This window comes from Pseudovibrio axinellae (assembly GCF_900110875.1).
GTDB classification, from domain to species: domain Bacteria; phylum Pseudomonadota; class Alphaproteobacteria; order Rhizobiales; family Stappiaceae; genus Pseudovibrio; species Pseudovibrio axinellae.
This window is the reverse complement of the sequence record NZ_FOFM01000006.1, coordinates 99,019-115,596: the sequence shown is the minus strand read 5'-3', so window position 1 is coordinate 115,596 and position 16,578 is coordinate 99,019. Positions and strand designations below refer to the sequence as shown.

Here is a 16,578-nt window from a genome sequence, read left to right as displayed (position 1 = left end):
ATAAGAATCGTTTAGGTTCAGCTTATTGTCGCTAAGTAGATGTGCTGATGTGACGCATACGCGCAGGTGGTAACTTGATGTAAGTCAAGCAAGTGTTTACCCCATTAAACAAAAACGGGCACCCCAATGAGCGATATCACTATGTCTTCAGCTGCGTCTGCAGAGGATGAAGATCCAATTTTCTTTAAGTTACTGTTTCTATTTCCAGTTTTAGGCTGGCTATTTAAAGATGCAGTGCATGGAAACAATGAAGCCAAGTATTACTTCTGTGCTAATATATTTGTTGGTTGGGGCCTTTCTATTGCGTTCTTTGGTTATCCCGCAATTATCATTCCAGCACTCTCACTCGTTTTCCTAGCATTTGTTTGGATTATTGGCGTTTGTCGATAAACTATTTGAATTATTACTCGTCGCTTTCTTGCGGAGCGGCGAGTAGCTCCTCTGCTGTTATGTTCCCTCCCCATTCTCCAATAATTGTTTCCATATCGTGGGCGACGCAATAACGTGCGGCATCACGATCCAGGCCTTCATCGAGTAAATCATCATAGTTTGTGTATTGGTGACGCACATAGCTGGTGGTTGCCAGAAGCACTGCGATGCGAACTGGTAAGTGACGCAAGTGCGGCTGGTTCGCTTTTCTGCGAATTTCGGAGGCATCTAGATAGGTGACACGGGGAATGAATGTTTCAAGTGTGTCGCTTATAGCCCGTTGTCGTTTGGTTTTGCTCACACGTGTTCTCTTTGCGCTGTCAGTTGAGCGCTAATTTACCATAGATAGCAGCTGCCGTGAGAGCCTTGTGCTGTTTAGCTTGAGTTTGGTGTTTTGAGACTTGCCTGGCACGTAGGCTTCGTAGATTTGGGAGAAATGTTGTGCTGGAGCGTAGAGTTCTCCTTGCACATATTCTGCCCTTAGTTTTCTCAGCTTATACTCAGTGCTTTTGTTTTTAATTTCAGAGAGAATGACTTCAATATCCAACGCATGGGCGAACTCGGTTGCCGCAGTGAGCAGTCGGGCTGTTTTGCTGTCTTCAAATAGCTTCTCAACCGAGCCTGCATGAAGTTTGATGTAAGCGATATTCAGCTTTTGAAAGTGCTCTATCTTCAGCCCACCAGAGTCATAGTGGTTGATGCACAATTTAACACCGGTTTTTGTCAGGTCGTTGAGCTCATCGATTAGGAAGTGGGTATTTGCCTGAAGCAGCGTGCGTGAGGGGATCTCCAGCGTGAACTTATCCGCCATGATGTTGTTTTCTCTCAAGACGGATTTGAGCGCATCGCAAAACCCTTCTTTCAGAAGTGACGGGACTGGTACCCTGAACAAGAACTCCCAATGTTTCAGTTGGGTGTTATGGCAGGCACGCATGGCGTGGACGATTGCCGTGATAAGAGTTTTTCCAAGGATGCTGCTGAAGCTTGCGCTGTCATACATTTTAGAAAGGTCGCCTCCTCGGGCAATCTCGTGAATTTGCGCGGGCCACTCTGGACGAGCTTCGAGCATTTTGATCTTGTTTGTTTGACTTGACATGATCGGCTGAAAAACGGTGCCGACTTGGTTTTCTATAAGCGCTTGCTTTGTTGTTTGCTGAAGGCTGAGTTGGCGATCCAGCCTTGTGCGCATCACCTGATTGAACAGGCTTGTGCAGTTTCGCCCGCGTTTTTTTGCGTGATACAGAGCTGTATCGGCGCATTCTTGGAGCTCTTTTGCGCTGTTTGCATGATCGGGGAAGGTCGCAGCTCCGATACTGACCTTGGGGCTGATTTCGCTATCGTCGTGATGGAATGGGTAGCTGAGCTTTGAGGGAAGCTCCTCCAGAAGAGCCCGTATCTGCTGACTTGTCGTGTCTTTCAGGAGCAGGGCGTACTCATCACCACCTATTCTAAGTGCGGTGATGGTATTGCATTCCATTTGTTTAAGTCGGTCTGCGACGGCAACAAGGGCAGCGTCGCCTGCTGCGTGCCCGTGTGCGTCATTGATTACTTTGAGGTGATCCAGATCCACATAAAACAACGCAACGCGTTGGTCTGGGCTACTCAAGTTTGCGATAGCGTCTGAAATGCGCTGCTCAAAACCCTCTCTTGTCCGCAGAGCTGTTAAAGGATCAATGTTGCGGACGGTTAAAATCTCTTTAGGATTCAGTGGGCGTTTTGTGCATGTGCGCGGCGACGTCTCGTTCGTGTGCAGCCTGTCGTTCATGTCATTGGCTGCGAGAAGACGTGTCAGACCCGGTACGAGAATCCTTGCCAGATTTCGAAAGCTTTTCAGTTTTTTCGTCAGATCGGCGTTTTCGCGTTGGTCTGAGTTTGAGGCGGTTTGTAAGTGCGCTCTTGGAAAGGTGGCGGCTGTGCTGAGTTGAGCGTGGTACATGATGCCAACCAATGCAACAACGCGCTGTTGTAAGATGAGTGGCATGAACGCGACCAGTTGTGTGGAAGGGGGATATGAACACCCGTTTGCCTCCTGATCCTCCTTCTTAAAGGAGTGGGGTAAAATCTGTACCTCATCTCCAGTGATTGGCAGTTCTGTAATGGCAGACAGGAACCTGCTCAGCTGTGTTTTGTATGGCTGGATGGTTTCGGAAACGAAGAGTTCTGTGTCCTGCTGGTTTTGGGATTGGTTGATCATGATGAAGGTGGGTAGTTCGAACATCTTTTCGTAGACGTGCAGGATCGACTGAGTAAATGGTTGAAGTGGCTTGCCTACGGTGCGAGGGAGCCTGCTGTGTTCGGGGTACTCTATGTTGTACTTTGTGCTGTCCAAGTCAGACATCAATCCCACCACTATGAAACAACAAATTTCCAAAGACCTATTGATAGGGATTATGGGCGTTTACGCAAAAAGAAACGAGGGTCTCTATGAGAAATTGGGGGCAGGATCGTTGAAATACTATGGATATCGCAAGTAAATTTTCGAAAAATGGGGATAATGGCCTGTTATTTTTCCCGGATCTATGAAAAGTCATAGCATCTATTTGTATGTTACATATATACCCGCGTGGAGTTGACTAATCGGACGTTCTGCATTGCATGTAATACTAGGTTGATCGAAAAATATGAGTGATAAATATCCTCTGTTTACCTATAGTATGGGCTGGCAGTAAATGTTTATTTGGAAAGCGAAAACTTTTCATATAATTTCAAATGTGCTATGAGATACTTATGAGTGACCGCACAAAAGATAGATTGTTGTATGCGCTAAAATCGCGTGGGCCACATACAGCAGCCGTTTTGGCTAAACATCTGGGCGTGACAGCTGTTGCTGTGCGTCAACATCTTGATGCGCTTCTAGATGCTGATCTTGTTGAGTTTGTTGACCTGAAAGGGACTGTCGGGCGTCCTCGGCGTACCTGGCAAATTTCCGAGGCGGGCAACCGGAAATTCCCGGATAATCACAGCGGTGTACTGGTTGATTTGCTAGGCAATATCAAAGAGCTTTATGGCGATGAAGGCCTACAGCACCTCATTGACGCACGTGCTGCCCAATCCCGCAAATCTTACGTGACTGCGATGAAAGAGGCCAAGAGCCTGCCAGAAAAACTGGAGTGTCTTGCAGAGCAGCGTAGTGAAGAAGGCTATATGGCCGAGGTCATTGAGGATGAGGACGGGAGCTTTCTCCTTGCAGAAAACCACTGTTCCATTTGTGCAGCAGCTCGGTCCTGTCAGCACTTTTGTCGCTCTGAGCTGGAGCTGTTCCAAGATGTACTCGGCAAAGACGTTCAGGTCGAGCGCGTTGAGCATATCTTAAATGGGGACCGACGGTGTGTTTACCGGGTTTCAGCTAACTAAGCACATTGAAGCGGTATGCTCCCATTTTTAAATGATAATTGAGAGAAGCATCGCAAGTTCCACCCGGCTACTGACATTGAGCTTTGCGTAAATGTTTTTACGGTGGGTGCGCAGCGTGTTTTTTGTAATGTCCAGATCGGCTGCAATATTCGGTTCTGTTTTCGTTCCTGAAAGCTGCTCCAACACGACAGCTTCTTTATCTGTCAGGCGGAAGAGGGCTGTTGCCTTTTGAATATCGATATGTTGCTGGGTTTCCAGATCTGTGATGAAGAGCAGAAACAGGTCTTCAAACTCGGTGTCTATCAGTCGAATGTTGATATGGATCGGGCGTAAAAAAGCTTCATCACGCCTAATGATTAACTCTTGTTGTACATCAAGGTCGATCGTCGCTGTGGCCAGGTTTTGCGCGTTCTGGAATTCGCGCTGGTGAGCGGGATCGGTAAACTCCAGCTTGTTATTGGTGATCTTGAAATGGGCCACCCTGGCAATCAGGCGTTTGGAGAACTCGTTGCACCTCAGGATGTGACCGTTTGCCTGAATCATAACAACGCCCTTTTGTAGCCGGTCAAGGCTGCTTGCAAGTTGCTCGCAAAACGTACGGTCTACAATATGGGCGATATTATTGTTCAAGCTATTGGATTCCTGTTTTATACCGATCAAATGAATCCACTTAATGGTGTAATAATGTGCATCTAGAATATGAAAAGTGCTTCATAAAAGAGTCGTTCTTCAAATTCAGATCCTATATCTTAGTAGAAAATCGATAATTCCTACCTGTTCACAATGTATATTTTTCTGTTATTCACAGCAACGGGTTAGATTAACTAGGTTCACTCGTTTGTGATGCTGTGTAAACACGCTGCAAGCGCTTTGTAATCTTGGCTTTTAGGTGAAGTTTTTCTCCATATTAAACCGATTCTACGTGATGCCTTTGGCTCAGCAAACCGCAGGAGTGTAATCCGGTCGTCGGCAATTTCGGTATCGGCGCATATCTGCGGCAACACGGTGACACCATAACCGGCCGCAACCATATGCAGGACGGTCGCGATACTGGTGGCTCCAACATTTGCTGTGCCGCTTTGTCTGGTCGATCCGCAAAAGCTCAAAGTCTGATCTCTGAGGCAGTGTCCTTCTTCAAGAAGCAGAAGGTTCTCTTTGGCCAGGTCACCTGGCCCTATTTTTGTGCGTTCATCAATCTGGCGAGCGCTTGAAACAGCGAGTAGAAAGTGATCTTCGAAGATTTCCAACTCTTCCAGACCAGCTTCATCAACGGGAAGGGCAGCGAGCACGACATCTAAATGCCCTTGCTTGAGCTCAGCTATGAGCGTTGCTGTCACGGTTTCGCGAAGGTCGAGTTGCAACTTCGGGTACTGGGTTGCCAAAACTGGCAGAAGCTTTGGAAGAATGTAGGGCGCAAGGGAGGGAATTACACCAAGGCGTATTTGCCCACTTAGCGGAGCTGCGACTTGTTCGGCGTAGTCCCTTAGATCTTGCAGTGCTCGCAGAATTTCATTTGCTCGCTCGGCAACTTCCTCACCTTCAGGTGTTAGGCGTACATGATGGGCGTTCCTCTCCATAAGAGATAGACCCAACTCTTTTTCCATATCTCGGATTTGCATGGAGAGCGCTGGTTGGGAAACGCAGACGTTTTCAGCCGCATTTCCAAAATGGCGATGCTGCTGGACGGCGACAAAATAGCGGAGCTGTTTAACGGTAAGCATGCGGAAAGAATATCCTGTTGCGAGTCGAAATCAACGTAAATTGAGGTGAGGTCAGGCAAGACAATTTTATTGTTTCGCAAGATCAAACGGAATCGTTGTGCTGGTGTTTCGAGTGAAACATATGAGGCCATTTCAGGCCGACTCGAAAGTTCATTTGTTAAGAGAATAGCAGCTTGTATGGAATTGAGAGGCCGTATCTGCGGAGCTTTTTTCCTCTGAGATCTAGAAACTTGGAAAAAGAAGAGGCGTGACAATCTGCGCAGCTGCTGGCATGAGGCGGGGCCGTGCTTGACCTCACGTTTGTTGCTAGTGTGATAACTATCTGAAATTGCATATCTATTTATTCAAATTTCTTTTAGTTAGATGAAACGTTAAGGAAAGTCGCGCTTTTTTGTGGTTGCTCTGATATATGTGAGTGCATGTTTTTTTGAAATTTACTAAAAAGCTAATAGATCGAGTCAGGTTTTGTTTAATCCTGTTTCTTAGTTTTGAGTGAGTTTGCGTATCCCATCGGTGTATTAAATGTCATCTGACTTGGCTTCTCATATCGTTGATTTTAAATCTCTTGCGCTTGAGCAGAATATTGAGCGTCGTTCAGAACTCGCGCGTCATGTGGCTCTTTTGTTTGCGCGTACTTGGGAACGATGTTCAGACGACCAAATCGACATTTACGACAATGTCATGCTTAGGCTCTCAGAAATGGTTGAGCAGCATGCGTTAAGTTATATGGCGCAGCAGCTGGCTGAGGTGCGACGTGCCCCTGAACAGACGGTCCGCAAACTTGCTTTTGACGAGATTGAAATCGCAGAGCCGCTCCTGCGACGGTCAAACGTTTTACGCGAACGGGATTTGGTGAATATTGCTCGTGACAAGGGTGATGAGCACCGGTTGGCTATCGCGCAGCGCGACATTATCTCTGAAAACATCAGTGATGTTCTGGTTAATCACGGAAATACCGAGGTGAAGCAGACTGTTGCAGCAAATGAAGGCGCAGTCCTTGGGCAGCGTACAGTCAATGTGTTGGTCAATGATGCGCATGGAGATGAAGTGCTCCAGCTGGCTCTGGGGCAGAGGGCTGATCTTGCTGACGCGCATATTGAAGCTCTTATCAACTTTGCTAGTGAGCAAGTGCGCAGGCAGCTCATTAAAGAGGGCGCCACTGACGTTGCTGGAAAGCTTCCCAAAGCGGCCCGTATTGCAGCAGGAAAGCTCTCAAATGAATTCTGGCTTGGGCGGTACGATTTTGAAACCGGCCGTGGTCGCGTCATGGAACTGGTTCGTGAAGGCAAGCTCAATGAGGGGGCTTTGCGCGTTTTTGCTGAAGAAGACCGATTTGCCGAAGCTGTTGCTGCTTTTGCAATGCTGGCAGGTATCGGGCATTCAGAGGCTCAGCACTGGACTGTTCGCAATGATACGGAGCCGTTCTTGGTTGTGTCTCGCGCATCTGGTATCGGCATGATGACGGTTCAGGCTCTTTTGAAGATCGGGCCGTGGCGCTATCGGCTTTCAAACTCTCAGCGAGAAGACGCGCTGAAGTCTTATCAAGCCTTGGACCAGCAGAAGGCATATAAGCAGTTTATAACTTGGAAAGAGCAATGGATGGCTTAGCCTGATATCCAACCACGTTGATTTTTGGGGTCGCTTTTGCGGCCCTTTTCTTTTGTCTATTTAATCCTAAAGTCGAATATCTTTCCAAAGGCCACCTTAGGCGATGCTCGTGTTTAATCCCGCCAGGTGCGTTGTAGCCAAAGCAGGATTGAGACAATTCGAAAAACTAAGAAAGTTCCCTCTGCGGCTGCGAAAGCGGACCGCTTCTTAAATTTGCTCATTTCTTTCTTGGCACTGCTTGTCCTTGTCGGGATGGCCCTCCTGTTGCGTATCAGTTTTGTTGTTGCGCAAGATACTGAATACAAAAGACCTTTCGATGTTGTTGTCGTGGGGAGCCGCAGTGCGTCAGTGAAGTCCAGCAGGCTCGCGGAAGTGACACAAAAAGAGCGCCTTGAACTGCCGTAACGGCTGTAGTTCGTTGCTCTAGAGCACGCAGCAGGGCCTTGCCCGGGTAAACGTTTCAGCTTTCGTGGGCGATAAGAGTTGAATTTTGATCACGTGTCTTTCCAGAAAACCTCAGAAAACTATTCCTCTTTTCAAGTGATAAGAGAACGCTACTGCTTGTTATTTTCATCTCATAGGTATAAAGATATCTTTATATCATATTATTTGATCAGCTAGTGGCGGTAGTAAGTTTGATAACGACAGTAAACAATGTGCCGGAGGGGAAACTCCCTATTGAGGATCTGGTGGGCTGCTTGCGCGCTTGCGGAGAGACGACGCGTATACGTCTGCTTGCTCTGCTCGCTCGTTGTGAGCTTACAGTGAAGGATCTCACGGTCATTCTGGGTCAGAGCCAACCTCGTATTTCGCGGCACTTAAAGCTGCTCAGTGAAGCTGGTGTGATTAAACGTTACCCGGAAGGTGCCTGGGTCTACTATCGGTTGACGGAAGGTGGTCCTGCTGCGCTTGCACGACAGATAGTGGCGCAGAGCCGGGATGATGACCCCACATTGGCAGCAGACCACGAACGCCTGATCGGACTGCGGCGCGCCAAAGCGGAAGAGGCAGCAGCCTTTTTTGCAGCACGCGCTAATAACTGGGACAAGGAGCGTAGTCTTCATGTTCCTGAAGTTGCAGTTGAAGAAGCAATGCGTGGTGTCGTAGGATTTAAGTCCTTCGATACACTGCTGGATCTTGGAACTGGCACGGGCCGGCTACTTGAGTTGTTCAGTGAGCAATATGTGAAGGGCATCGGGATTGATGCCAGCCAGAGCATGCTGTCTGTTGCTCGCGCCAATCTTGATAAAGCTGGGCTGCAAAAGGCACAGGTTCGTCAAGGTGATATTTATGCGCTGCCTGTTCTCCCGGATACGGCAGATCTGACAGTGGTTCACCAAGTGCTGCATTATCTGGAGGAGCCGTCGCGGGCGATTTCAGAGGCTGCTCGCACATTACGTCCTGGTGGACGTCTCCTTCTCGTGGACTTTGCTCCGCACGAGCTTGAGTTTTTGCGAGAGAAACATGCGCACCGTCGCCTTGGTTTCTCTCAGGAGCAAGTTGAACGTTGGCTTGCTGAAGCAGACCTAGACCTTGTTTCATCGAATGATCTCACCCCGGATGCGGGAGAGAAAGACAAATTAACTGTTACCCTTTGGCTAGCTCAGGATCGTCGGGTTGTTACCGACTTGCCTGTAGCTGGTTCGAACAAGGAGCTTGCATAGTTATGAGCGAACACAGCATCGATCGCCGTTTCCGGCTCAATGGAGCCTCTGATATTTCCGTTTCTTTTGAGTTTTTTCCTCCTAAGAGCGAGAAGATGGAGCAACGGCTTTGGTCCTCTATCAAACGGCTGGAACCTCTGGCCCCATCCTTTGTTTCTGTAACCTACGGTGCTGGCGGGTCTACCCGAGAGCGTACTCACGCGACTGTATCGCGCATCGTCAATGAAACTTGCCTTAAGCCTGCTGCGCATCTGACTTGTGTTGATGCCACCAAGGAAGAAGTGAACGAGGTCATTCAGGCCTATTGGGATGCGGGTGTACGGCACATTGTGGCACTGCGCGGTGATCCAGCAGCAGGTCTGGGTGAGAAGTATGCGCCTCATGAGGGAGGCTATCGGACCACAGCAGATCTGGTTGCTTCCATACGCTCTATTGGTGACTTTGAAGTCTCGGTTTCAGCATACCCTGAAAAGCATCCAGAATCTCCAAGCTGGGATGCTGAGCTGGATGTCTTAAAGGCGAAGGTGGATGCAGGGGCAACCCGTGCCATTACACAGTTCTTCTTCGATAATGACCACTACTTCAGATATGTTGATCGCGTGCGTTCTGCCGGCATCACTATCCCGATTGTACCTGGCATCGTGCCGGTGACGAGTTTCAAGGGCATTTCCGGCTTCGCCAAGAAGACTGGGGCATCTGTTCCTGGCTGGTTGGCACACCGCTTTAACGGGTTGGGTGATGATCCACGAACAAGCGAACTGGTTGCTGCTGCCGTTGCTGCTGAGCAAGTGATGAGCCTTGCTGATGATGGTGTAGAGGACTTTCATTTTTACACCATGAACAAAGCGGATCTCGTCTATGCGATCTGCCATATGCTTGGCCTCAGAGAAAACCGGAAAGTCCGCACATCTGTTGCTGCCTGAACGTAATCTACACAGACAGACATTTACCCGGGTTGCGGTCCCATCCGTAACCCGCGCGAAGTAAAGTACTAGAAAAGATCGGATCCCATGAGTTTGCAGGTGAAAAAGACCGGTTCGGATATTTTTGCAACCCTAGAAGCAGCGGCCAAGGAGCGTATCCTTGTTCTCGATGGCGCCATGGGAACTATGATCCAGAATCTTCAGTTTGATGAAGCTCAGTTTCGAGGTGAGCGCTTCAAACACTGGAACCAGGATCTCAAAGGCAATAATGACCTTTTGATCCTGACGCAGCCCGATGCCATTCGCGATATTCATCTGCAGTACCTGAAGGCAGGTGCAGATATCATTGAGACGAACACGTTCTCGTCCACTTCCATCGCGCAGGCTGATTATGCGATGGAGAGCATTGTTTATGAGCTGAACAAGGAAGGTGCCCGCCTTTGCTGCGAAGCTGTTGAGCAGATGAAGGCTATTGATCCGTCGCGCCCGCGTTTTGTTGCTGGTGGCCTTGGGCCGACAAACCGGACTGCTTCGATCTCCCCTGATGTGAACAATCCTGGGTTTCGCGCCGTTTCTTTTGATGATTTGAAAGATTCATACGCTGAGGCGACCCGTGGTTTGGTTGAGGGTGGGTGTGATCTCATTCTGGTTGAGACCGTCTTTGATACCTTGAATGCAAAAGCGGCTTTGTTTGCGATTGATCAGGTGTTTGAGGAGAAGGGCATCAAGCTGCCGGTTATGATTTCCGGTACGATTACTGACTTGTCCGGTCGTACGCTGTCTGGCCAGACACCTGAAGCTTTCTGGAATTCTGTGCGCCATGCGCAACCGTTTACGATTGGGTTAAACTGTGCGCTGGGTGCCAAAGAAATGCGGGCGCACGTGGATGAAATCTCCCGCGTTGCCAACACCCTTGTGTGTGCTTACCCAAATGCAGGCTTGCCGAACGAGTTTGGCGAGTATGATGAGAGCCCAGAGTACATGGCTGGCCTCATTAAAGAGTTTGCCGAGTCTGGTCTGGTCAACGTGGTTGGCGGGTGTTGTGGTACGACGCCCGATCACATTAAGGCCCTTGCTGATGCGATGGAGGGCTTAAAGCCGCGTACACTGCCAGACGTGCCGCGTTTGATGCGTCTGTCCGGTCTGGAGCCGTTTACGTTCACCAAGGAAGTGAACTTCGTCAACGTGGGTGAGCGTACCAACGTGACGGGGTCTGCCCGGTTCCGCAAACTGATTAAGAATGATGACTACAATGCTGCGCTGGATGTCGCCCGCTCTCAGGTGGAAAATGGGGCGCAGATCATCGACATCAACATGGATGAGGGGCTTCTTGATAGTGAAGAAGCGATGGTTACCTTCCTCAACCTGATTGCTGCTGAACCTGATATCGCCAAGGTTCCAGTAATGATTGACAGTTCTAAGTGGACTGTGATCGAGGCTGGTTTGAAGTGTGTGCAGGGTAAAGCTGTTGTGAACTCGATCTCTTTGAAAGAAGGGGAAGAGAGCTTTATAGAGCAGGCCAAACTTGTCCGCCGTTATGGTGCGGCTGTTGTGGTGATGGCGTTTGATGAAACCGGTCAGGCCGACACCTTGCAGCGAAAGATTGATATCTGTAAGCGCTCCTATGACGTGCTGGTTGATAAGGTTGGTTTTGGGCCTGAAGATATCATCTTTGACCCGAACATCTTTGCTGTTGCAACAGGCATTGAAGAGCACGATAACTACGGGGTCGACTTCCTTGAAGCGACCAAGTGGATCTCGGAGAATTTGCCATACGCGCATATTTCCGGCGGTGTCTCTAACCTGTCCTTCTCCTTCCGTGGCAATGAGCCTGTTCGCGAAGCGATGCACTCTGTGTTTTTGTATCACGCTATTCAGCTTGGTATGGACATGGGTATCGTCAATGCCGGTCAGCTAGCGGTTTATGATGACCTTCCTGCTGAACTTCGCGAGCTGTGTGAAGATGTGGTGCTTAACCGGCGCTCAGATTCCACTGACCGCTTGCTGGATGCAGCAGATAAGTTCAAAGGGGTTGGTGGCAAGAAGCGCGAGGTGGATTTGACCTGGCGCGAAGGAACTGTTGCCAAACGTCTTGAGCACTCGCTCGTTCACGGCATCACTGATTTTATCGTGGCAGACACTGAGGAAGCACGCCTGAATTTTGATCGTCCGCTACACGTGATTGAAGGTCCATTGATGGACGGGATGAACGTGGTTGGTGATCTGTTCGGTGCTGGTAAAATGTTCCTCCCGCAGGTGGTGAAATCTGCCCGTGTGATGAAGGCGGCTGTTGCCTACCTGATGCCATTTCTTGAAGAAGAAAAGCGCCGGAGTGGGCTGGATGAAAGCTCATCGAACGGCAAAATCCTGATGGCGACCGTGAAGGGCGATGTGCATGACATCGGCAAAAACATTGTTGGCGTTGTTTTGCAGTGTAACAACTTTGAAGTGATCGATCTTGGGGTGATGGTACCAACAGCCAAGATCATTGATGAAGCGCGCAAGCACAACGTTGATATCATCGGTCTGTCTGGCCTGATCACGCCTTCGCTCGACGAGATGTGTCATGTGGCTGCTGAGATGGAACGTGAAGGCCTGGGTATTCCGCTGCTGATTGGCGGCGCGACGACCTCTCGCGTTCATACAGCGGTGAAGATCCATCCTAACTACTCCAGAGGGCAGGCGATCTACGTCACTGACGCTGGGCGTGCTGTAGGTGTTGCATCTCGTCTGGTGAGTGAAGGTGGACGCGAGAAGCTCTATGAGGCGACACGTGTTGACTATGCCGATGTCGCTGAAAAGCACGCACGTTCTCGGAGTAAAAAAGTCCGTGCGTCTATTGAGCAGGCGCGCGCTAACCGCTTCAAGCCAGACTTTGAGAAACACAAGCCGGGTAAGCCAACATTTTTGGGCACTAAGACCTTTACGGATTTCCCGCTGGATGAATTGGTGGACTACATTGACTGGACTCCCTTCTTTACGACTTGGGAAATTAAAGGAACCTATCCATCAGTATTGACGGATGAACGCTACGGCGTAGCGGCTCAGGCGCTTTATAATGATGCGCGCGAGATGCTGAAGGAGGTTGTGGAGGGTAAATTACTCAAAGCGAACGCAGTTGTTGGTTTCTGGCCGTGTGCTCAGGATGGCGATGATCTGGTTCTTTACACTGATGAAAGCCGGACCACCGAGCTTAAACGCCTTCACACTATACGTCAGCAGATGAACCGGAGTTCTTCTAACCGGGGTAACGTGGCTTTGGCTGACTTTGTGGCTCCGATTGAAAGCGGTATTCCTGATTATATTGGTGGGTTTGCAGTAACCTCTGGCTTTGGTGAGGATGAGATTGCCAAACGTTACGGGGAAGCTGGTGATGATTACAACAAGATCCTCAGTCAGGCGATTGCTGACCGCCTTGCCGAAGCCTTTGCAGAACGTATGCATGCGTTGGTCCGCACTGACTTATGGGGCTATTCCTCAGAAGAGGAGTTGTCTAATGCGCAGCTGATTGCTGAAGAGTATGATGGTATTCGTCCTGCCCCAGGTTACCCAGCCCAACCAGACCACACGGAAAAGGGAATTCTTTGGGAGCTGCTGGATGCAGAAGCTGCCACTGGTATTTGTTTGACCGAAAGCTATGCAATGTGGCCGGGATCGGCTGTATCTGGCTTGTACTTCTCACACCCTGACAGCCATTACTTCGGTGTTGGCAAGATTGAGCGGGATCAGGTGCAGGACTATGCAAAGCGTAAGGGCTGGGACTTGGCAAAGGCTGAGCGTTGGCTTGCTCCGATCCTAAACTATAACCCAATGGTGCGGGAAGCGGCTGAGTAACGGGCCTTACCTACTGGATTGAGAAGAGGGCTGCGATGAATTCGCGGCCCTTTTTTATGTTCAATGGTTGAGCATTACTAAGTTGGTGCAAGGACTGTTTCCAATTAGTGATCTAATCATTTTTCGCATTTCGACTATGTATGTGTTTGATGTTGATAAGGCAGCTTCTCCCATCTGGATCTCGCAAGCTGTTCTATCCGTTTATATTTTTGTGTCTGATCTAAAGACGGATCCACTTTTGGAAAAGACGCTTGCGCTCCTCAATGGGGTATAGGAAATGACAGATGAAAAAGTCAATTTTGAACATTCAAAGTTCCGCTGCAACCGCAACCTCTATCACTCGTCAGCTTTCCGACGAACTGATCGCCAAGATTTCCGGTGATGGTGACAGCGTTGTACAGCGGGATCTAAATGAACCAATCTCTTTTGTTGATGAAAGCTGGATTGGTGCAGCCTATACACCAGAAGAGAAGCGTAGTGATGAGCAGAAGTCTGGATTGGCCCTGTCGGATGCTCTTATCGCTGAGTTGAAAGAGACTGATGTTCTGGTGATTGGTGCCCCGATCTATAACTTCTCTGTTCCTGCTGTTTTGAAGGCCTGGGTTGATCAGATCGCACGTGTCGGTGTGACCTTCAATTATACAGAGTATGGACCAGAAGGCCTGCTGACGGGCAAAAAAGCATATATCGTCGTTGCAACCGGCGGTGTGCCTGTGGACTCCCCAGCAGACTTTGCAGTGCCATACCTTAAACAGGTGCTTGCTTTTGTTGGTATTAAAAATGTGGAAGTGATCGCAGCCGAGGGCGTTTCTATGGACCGTGATGGTGCGATTGAAAAAGCGCGCAACACAATGGCTGGCGTGACGGCTGTCGCTGCTTAGGCGCTGAGTTAAATCAACGTGTGTTCTTTAACCCACCTTGGCAACAAGGTGGGTTTCTTTGTGCTTTTGGAAATAAGCCGCCTTCTATTTTTGTTTTTTTGAAGGACTTTTCAGTGTGGGGGAGGTCTACAGTAAGCCGATAACAACAGCACCAACAAATGCGAATGCAAGTGTGATTGCGATAACGTTAAAGCTTCGTGTGACAGTCATGGATACATCTCCCGTTACTCACTAGCTGCTTGAAGCTTATGTGAGGGGAGCCGAGTTAGGAAGCAAAAAAATGCCACAGTTTGTAATAGTCGTAGAATAAGACGTCTTATGAATGAAAATTTTTATAGGAAATAACATGTGTATAGCGTGAGGATACATGCTGGTTGTCTTGTGAATAAACAAGGCAATTCTTGCGTTTTCTCTGTCAAATCAATATGCAAGGTTTTTATAACTCTTGGAGTACTTCAGCGACTTGGATCTCGTTGATCTGAGGTTGAATTGTAAGTGGATAGTTTAGAACATTCACGCGATTTTGGGTGGTATTTCAGAATCGTTCAGTCGTTAAACACGTGCAGCCTCGGGGAAACGGCTGTCTAAATCGGAGATTTCGAGGTGGACTACAAGACAGGCGTTAAAGCGGTCGGGCGAGTTATGTCTGTTGCGGTGGTTGCTGGTATATGTCTTGGCATTGCAAGTGTTTATGCCGCTCCTTTTCCTAAACCCCGCCCGTATGAGGGTGATGTTGTGCTCCGGCCTCCTGTGCCGATTGGGCGGACACCGGTGAGTGCACCACGCGTAGCTATCCCTTATGGCAAGCCAATGTCTCTTGTGCCTGCTGCAACCTCGCCACAACGCCTTGTTCCAAAAATGAGCACAGCCAAAACCTGTGTATTACGTGGGTGGAGTGTGGAAATACTCGACCCTATTAAGGGGCGCGGGGGATGCGGTATTGAAAGGCCAGTCTCTTTACGTTCTGTTGTTGGAGAAGGGCAGGAGATTGGGCTGACCTTGCCTGTACAGATTGAATGCGAGCTGGCGCAAAAGCTTGATGGCTGGCTGCATGATGTGGCTTTGCCTGCAGCTCGGCGCGAGTTTGGTGCGTCCATCACGAAGATCCGTACCGCTGCTGGTTATGCGTGCCGTGGTCGGAACAACAAAAAGGGCGCTAAACTCTCAGAGCATGGCAAGGGAAATGCGATTGATATCGCAAGTTTCTACCTTTCTAACGGACGAGAAGTGACCGTCAAAGATGGTTGGGATGGTTCTTCCGCCGAAGCCCGCTTTTTGAGTGGTGTGCACAAAGGGGCCTGTTCCCGCTTTACAACGGTCCTTGGTCCAAATGCTGACAGGTATCACAGAGATCACTTGCACTTCGATCAAGCCTGTCATGGCAAGGCTTGTACATATCGCGTTTGCAAGTAAGCAGACCCAGCTGAAGAAGGCAGTGCTTCTTCAGTTCCAACTGCTTGCCTCTTCCTTTCACGCTATTACTGGCAAAAACGGTCCTTGCCTGAGTAGGTGCGGAAGGTTCCGGTATTCGGGTTGAAGCTTCTGTATTTGTTTGTGCAGTATGCAAACCAAGCTGGTGACCATGGTGCTGGCGCTGCAACAGGTGCCCGATAAACTGGTGGTGCACGGTGCGCGACAGCTGGTGGGCGATAAGCAGGTGCTGGTGGACGGTATGCTGGGGCCGGTGGATGGTAGGCTGGAGCCGGCGCTGATATCGCATTGCCGATCAAAAGTCCTGCTGCAAGACCGATAACACCAATGGCAGCTGCTTCACCGGGTTTCACGCCCTTTTTCTTTGATTTGTGCCTGTGGTGCCGTTTCACGTAGGTGTTGTTGTAGATGTTGTTCTCAATATAGGTGTTGTTTCTTGGCCCTGCCTGAGCTGCAGAAATGGCTGGCAACATCATTGCCCCTGCAAGCGCTATTGAAATTACTGCTGATGTCTTAACCATTTTTCGTCTCCGTAAACGGTAATTTGTGTCTGTTTTAAGTAAATAACCAAAGACGCCTGAACCTTGTTTGAGAGGGCTATTCATCTTAGGTTCATGTACATGAATATTTTTAAAATACGATAATTATCAATTGCTTATGAGTTATAGCTGCGCATGTTTATGTGCATTTGTGGTGTGAATTTAAGTGAAGTATCATTCTCATATTAGGTGAC

At 49.1% G+C, this 16,578-nt stretch carries 13 protein-coding genes; 8 read left to right on the top strand and 5 right to left on the bottom strand.

Annotated features, from left to right (window positions below):
- Window positions 1-126 precede the first annotated feature (126 nt).
- Window positions 127-390: a hypothetical protein gene (locus tag BMZ51_RS14230; RefSeq protein ID WP_068002551.1), complete on the top strand. Its 264-nt coding sequence runs from the start codon at window positions 127-129 to the stop codon at window positions 388-390.
- A 13-nt stretch (window positions 391-403) separates the two neighbouring features.
- On the opposite strand, the gene BMZ51_RS14225 is transcribed toward BMZ51_RS14230, so the two are convergent.
- Together BMZ51_RS14225 and BMZ51_RS14220 are read right to left on the bottom strand one after the other, a co-directional pair.
- Window positions 404-730: a DUF2293 domain-containing protein gene (locus tag BMZ51_RS14225; RefSeq protein WP_068002548.1), complete on the bottom strand. Its 327-nt coding sequence runs from the start codon at window positions 728-730 to the stop codon at window positions 404-406.
- Between the two features lie 30 nt (window positions 731-760).
- Window positions 761-2,767: a GGDEF domain-containing protein gene (locus BMZ51_RS14220; RefSeq protein WP_208979484.1), complete on the bottom strand. Its 2,007-nt coding sequence runs from the start codon at window positions 2,765-2,767 to the stop codon at window positions 761-763.
- A gap of 389 nt (window positions 2,768-3,156) precedes the next feature.
- Between BMZ51_RS14220 and BMZ51_RS14215 the strand changes: the two genes are divergently transcribed.
- Entirely contained in the window at window positions 3,157-3,783 is a 627-nt protein-coding gene (locus BMZ51_RS14215; protein WP_068002545.1) for a helix-turn-helix transcriptional regulator, read from the top strand.
- Between the two features lie 27 nt (window positions 3,784-3,810).
- On the opposite strand, the gene BMZ51_RS14210 is transcribed toward BMZ51_RS14215, so the two are convergent.
- On the bottom strand, window positions 3,811-4,413 hold the full coding sequence (locus BMZ51_RS14210) for a helix-turn-helix transcriptional regulator (RefSeq protein ID WP_068002542.1): 603 nt from the start codon (window positions 4,411-4,413) through the stop codon (window positions 3,811-3,813).
- A gap of 200 nt (window positions 4,414-4,613) precedes the next feature.
- Window positions 4,614-5,504 carry a hydrogen peroxide-inducible genes activator gene (locus BMZ51_RS14205; protein WP_068002539.1) on the bottom strand — a complete coding sequence of 297 codons (891 nt, stop codon included), beginning with the start codon at window positions 5,502-5,504 and terminating at the stop codon, window positions 4,614-4,616.
- 522 nt (window positions 5,505-6,026) lie between these two features.
- Here BMZ51_RS14205 and BMZ51_RS14200 point away from each other — a divergent pair.
- From BMZ51_RS14200 to BMZ51_RS14165, 6 genes are all read left to right on the top strand, one after another.
- Complete coding sequence (locus tag BMZ51_RS14200; RefSeq protein WP_068002536.1) at window positions 6,027-7,112, top strand: DUF2336 domain-containing protein; 1,086 nt, start codon at window positions 6,027-6,029, stop codon at window positions 7,110-7,112.
- A gap of 689 nt (window positions 7,113-7,801) precedes the next feature.
- On the top strand, window positions 7,802-8,776 hold the full coding sequence (locus tag BMZ51_RS14190; RefSeq protein ID WP_068002530.1) for an ArsR/SmtB family transcription factor: 975 nt from the start codon (window positions 7,802-7,804) through the stop codon (window positions 8,774-8,776).
- A gap of 2 nt (window positions 8,777-8,778) precedes the next feature.
- Window positions 8,779-9,699, top strand: coding sequence for a methylenetetrahydrofolate reductase [NAD(P)H] (metF, locus tag BMZ51_RS14185; RefSeq protein ID WP_068002527.1), 921 nt, complete (start codon window positions 8,779-8,781; stop codon window positions 9,697-9,699).
- An 87-nt stretch (window positions 9,700-9,786) separates the two neighbouring features.
- Complete coding sequence (gene metH, locus BMZ51_RS14180; protein ID WP_068002524.1) at window positions 9,787-13,533, top strand: methionine synthase; 3,747 nt, start codon at window positions 9,787-9,789, stop codon at window positions 13,531-13,533.
- 284 nt (window positions 13,534-13,817) lie between these two features.
- The gene (locus BMZ51_RS14170; RefSeq protein ID WP_068002519.1) at window positions 13,818-14,414 is read left to right on the top strand and encodes an FMN-dependent NADH-azoreductase; all 597 of its coding nucleotides are present in this window, start codon (window positions 13,818-13,820) and stop codon (window positions 14,412-14,414) included.
- A 603-nt stretch (window positions 14,415-15,017) separates the two neighbouring features.
- On the top strand, window positions 15,018-15,827 hold the full coding sequence (locus BMZ51_RS14165) for an extensin-like domain-containing protein (RefSeq protein WP_068002517.1): 810 nt from the start codon (window positions 15,018-15,020) through the stop codon (window positions 15,825-15,827).
- 65 nt (window positions 15,828-15,892) lie between these two features.
- Here BMZ51_RS14165 and BMZ51_RS14160 read toward each other — a convergent pair whose 3' ends face one another.
- Window positions 15,893-16,366: a BA14K family protein gene (locus BMZ51_RS14160; RefSeq protein ID WP_068002514.1), complete on the bottom strand. Its 474-nt coding sequence runs from the start codon at window positions 16,364-16,366 to the stop codon at window positions 15,893-15,895.
- Window positions 16,367-16,578: the final 212 nt, after the last annotated feature.